This window comes from Desulfuromonadales bacterium, assembly GCA_035620395.1.
Lineage (GTDB): Bacteria > Desulfobacterota > Desulfuromonadia > Desulfuromonadales > DASPGW01 > DASPGW01.
Window position 1 is genome coordinate 1 of sequence record DASPGW010000173.1, and the last position, 3,711, is coordinate 3,711.

The window sequence follows — 3,711 nt, forward strand, 5'->3', positions numbered from 1 at the left end:
GGGGGAACTGCGCCGGGAGTTGCCGGCGCTGGCGCCGGAGAGCCTGACTGTGGCCCTGGTCGAAGGGTGGCGCGGCGAGGTGGTGCACGTCGCCCTGACCGATGCGCAGGGGAAGCTTTCCCGCTACAAGATCGTCGATCCCTCCTTCCGCAACTGGAGCGGCCTGGCGATGGCGTTGCGTGGCGAGCAGATCTCCGACTTTCCGCTCTGCAACAAGAGCTTCAACCTGTCGTACTGCGGGTTTGATCTTTAACGGCAGGCACGAGGCAAAAGGCAAAAAGTACTAGGAACGAGGCTACAGGCTACAAGCAATAGACAATAGGCAATAGGTAAGAGACAAGAGTGAATTCGAAAGACTTTCCTTTTGCCTCGTGCCTTTTGCCTCGTGCCTGAATCGAGGTATACATGCTGAAAATCATCCGTGAACGCTGGCGTCAGGGACATCGCACCGGCAAATTTCCCAAGGAAGAGCCGACCCTTCCCGAGCGCTTCCGCGGCCGGCCGCAGATCGATTCCGGCAGGTGCCCGCAGGGGTGCCGGCAATGCGCGGCGGCCTGCCCCTACGGTGCTCTGCTGGCGGCGGACGGCAAGGTCCGGCTCGACATGGGACTCTGCCTCTTCTGCGCCGAGTGTGCTGTCGCCTGTCCGCACGGCGCCCTCTCTTTCACCCGCGATTATCGCCTCGCCTCGCGCACCCGCGACGGGCTGCTGACCGACGAGCAGGGTTTTCAGCTCGCTACCGCCCTCGACCGGGAGATGCAGCGCCTCTTCGGCCGCTCCCTCAAACTGCGCCAGGTCTCGGCCGGCGGCTGCAACGCCTGCGAAGCCGACCTCAACGTCCTCGGCACCCTGGTCTTCGATCTCGGCCGCTTCGGCATCCAGTTCGTCGCCTCGCCGCGCCATGCCGACGGCATCCTGATCACCGGGCCGGTGACCGCGAACATGAAATCCGCCCTGCTCGACACCTACGCCGCCGTTCCCGCCCCCAAGCTGGTGATCGCCTCCGGTGCCTGCGCCATCGGCGGCGGCCCGTTCCGCGGCAGCCCCGAGGCAAACGACGGAGTCGGCGGACTGCTCCCGGTCGATCTCTACATCCCCGGTTGCCCGCCGCATCCCTACACCGCCCTCGACGGCCTGCTGCGGCTGCTGGGACGGTTGTGAGGCGGGGGAGCATGGGAAAATTGCGGCATATTAATCCTCGCCCCCTTGACAAAATTCCCTCAAACCACTAAATTAACGCCTGAATTCATTTACAGCTGCGGAGGTTATTCCATGCCGATGTACGAATATCAGTGTGAACAGTGTTCCCAGGTCTTCGAGGCCAGACAGAAGTTTTCCGATGCGCCACTGACCGAATGCCGTTTTTGCGGCGGTCCGGTGCAGAAACTCATCTCCCAGACCTCCTTTGCCCTCAAGGGGAGCGGCTGGTACCAGCAGGGCTACGCCGGCGGGCCGGCCAAACCTGCGGCCTGCGCCGCCGGTGCCGCAGGCGGAGGCGGTTGCGCTGGCTGCCCGAAGGCGGCTGTCAACGAGTAAACCCGAAACCCCGGCCCGCCAGCCGGGGTTTTTGTTTGCTCTCGCCACACTCTCCCCCTTTGCGTTACAATCAGAATCATCGGCAGCCGATCGCGGTCATTTCGAGGGACGGATATGAGGATTTACCGGCGGATGGGAGTCTTGCTGTTGGCAGGGGCTGCCATCCTGATCTTGTCCTCCTGCAGCAACGAACTGGGCTACTACGCCCAGTGCGTCCAGGGGCATGTTGGCATTCTGGCAAAGCGGCAGCCGATCGACAAGGTACTCGCCGATCCTGCAACCGCTCCCGAGCTGAAGGAGAAATTGGCGCTGGTCCTGCGCATCCGCGATTTTGCCAGCCGCGAACTGCTCCTGCCCGACAACGACAGCTACCGCTGCTATGCCGATCTCAAGCGGCCCGAGGTGGTCTGGAATGTGGTAGCCACCCCGGAGTTTTCCCTGCGCCCCAGACAGTGGTGTTTCCCCGTGGCCGGCTGCGTTACGTATCGCGGCTACTATTCCCGGGACGCGGCTCAATCTCTGGCCGAGAATCTGCGGGCGCAGGGGGAAGATGTTCATCTTTACGGGGTGGATGCCTATTCGACCCTTGGCTGGTTCGATGACCCGGTGCTCAATACGTTCATCAACAAGCCGGAGGCCCATCTTGCCGCCCTGATTTTCCACGAGCTCGCCCACCAGAAGGTCTATATCAAGGGCGATTCCGCTTTCAACGAGGCTTTTGCCGAAGCGGTGGCGCAGGAAGGGGTCACCCGCTGGCTGCGCCACGCGGGACGGCCGGATGAACTGGCCGGCTGGCAGGAGAGCCTGCGCCGGGACGAACAGTTCGTTGGCCTGCTGCAGGAGGCCCGCTCCCGGCTCGAAGCGCTCTACGCCGAGATGAGCGATGCGGGGGAAAAGCGTGCCGGCAAGGAGCGGATATTTCACGAGATGGGACTGACTTATCTTCGCTTGAAGGCGAGCTGGGGCGGGCATACCGGTTACGACCGGTGGTTTGCGACGCCTCTCAACAATGCCCGCATCGCCTCGGTCGGCACCTACCGCAGGCAGCTTCCGGCTTTCCAGGTCCTGCTGCAAAGGGAAGGCGGGGACCTGGCCGCCTTTTACCGGGCGGTGACTGCAATCGGCGAGCTTCCGGCCGAGGGGCGGCATGGCCGCATGCGTGAGCTGGCCGCAGAGGTCAGGCCAGGTCCCGGAATCGACATCGTTCGCCTCTGGGACGCCTCGCCCGGTAGTTAGTCCGCGTTCCTGGCGCTGTTTTTCTCCCCCGAATACCGTTTCTTCTCCTTTACAATCGCAGAGCCGTTTCGTATAGTTCAATTTTCTTTCTGGGAGGTGCTGCAAGGTGGAAAAGATCATCGACGGCAAGGCCATCGCTGCCCGGATGCGGCAGGATATCGCTGCAGAAGTGGCGCAGCTCAAAGCTGTCAGCGTCACGCCTGGACTGGCAGTGGTGCTGGTAGGTGACGACCCGGCCAGCCGGGTCTACGTTTCGATGAAGGAGAAGGCCTGCTCCGAGGCAGGCATCTACTCCGACGAGCACAAGCTGCCGGCCGAGACGAGCGAGGCCCAACTCCTGGCGCTGATCGACGAGCTCAATCGCAACGTGCGCATCGACGGCATCCTGGTGCAGCTGCCGCTGCCGAAACATATCGACGAGAGCAAGGTGCTCGAGTCGATTTCCCCGGCCAAGGATGCCGACGGCTTTCATCCCTATAACGTCGGCCGTCTGGTGACCGGCAATCCCCTGTTCCAGCCCTGCACTCCCTACGGCGTGATGAAGATGCTCGAGCAGACCGGCGTCGACCTTGCCGGCAAGGAGGTCGTGGTGGTCGGGCGCTCCAACAACGTCGGCAAACCGGTGGCGCTGATGTGTCTGGCCCAAAACGCTACAGTCACTATTTGCCATTCTCGCACCCGCAACCTTGCCGAGCAGGTAGGGCGGGCCGATGTACTGATTGCCGCTGTCGGCCGCCCCGAGATGATCAAGGGGGAATGGATAAAGCCAGGAGCGGTAGTGATCGATGTCGGCGTGAACCGGGTCGGCGAGAAAAAGCTGGTCGGGGATGTGGAATTCGAGGCGGCGAAGGAAAGAGCCGGCGCCATCACCCCCGTCCCCGGCGGGGTCGGCCCGATGACCATCACCATGCTGCTGTTCAACACGGTGGAGAGCGCCAA

Annotated in this window: 5 protein-coding genes; all 5 read left to right on the forward strand. The window is 62.8% G+C overall.

Annotation, left to right across the window (positions count from 1 at the left end):
• Positions 1-253 (forward strand): hydrogenase (locus tag VD811_09160; protein ID HXV21136.1); only part of this gene is annotated, 253 nt, incomplete at its 5' end.
• A 152-nt stretch (positions 254-405) separates the two neighbouring features.
• A complete protein-coding gene (locus VD811_09165) occupies positions 406-1,161 on the forward strand; it encodes a 4Fe-4S binding protein (protein HXV21137.1) in 756 nt (251 codons plus the stop codon).
• A 111-nt stretch (positions 1,162-1,272) separates the two neighbouring features.
• Positions 1,273-1,536, forward strand: a complete 264-nt coding sequence (locus tag VD811_09170) for a zinc ribbon domain-containing protein (GenBank protein ID HXV21138.1) — start codon at positions 1,273-1,275, stop codon at positions 1,534-1,536.
• A gap of 132 nt (positions 1,537-1,668) precedes the next feature.
• On the forward strand, positions 1,669-2,772 hold the full coding sequence (locus tag VD811_09175) for an aminopeptidase (GenBank protein ID HXV21139.1): 1,104 nt from the start codon (positions 1,669-1,671) through the stop codon (positions 2,770-2,772).
• 106 nt (positions 2,773-2,878) lie between these two features.
• A partial coding sequence (gene folD, locus VD811_09180) for a bifunctional methylenetetrahydrofolate dehydrogenase/methenyltetrahydrofolate cyclohydrolase FolD (protein HXV21140.1) occupies positions 2,879-3,711 on the forward strand: 833 nt, incomplete at its 3' end.

Coding starts and splice junctions, on each gene's coding strand:
- VD811_09165 (HXV21137.1), top strand. CDS start 406: ATGCTGAAAATCATCCGTGAACGCTGGCGTCAGGGACATCGCACCGGC.
- VD811_09170 (HXV21138.1), top strand. CDS start 1,273: ATGCCGATGTACGAATATCAGTGTGAACAGTGTTCCCAGGTCTTCGAG.
- VD811_09175 (HXV21139.1), top strand. CDS start 1,669: ATGGGAGTCTTGCTGTTGGCAGGGGCTGCCATCCTGATCTTGTCCTCC.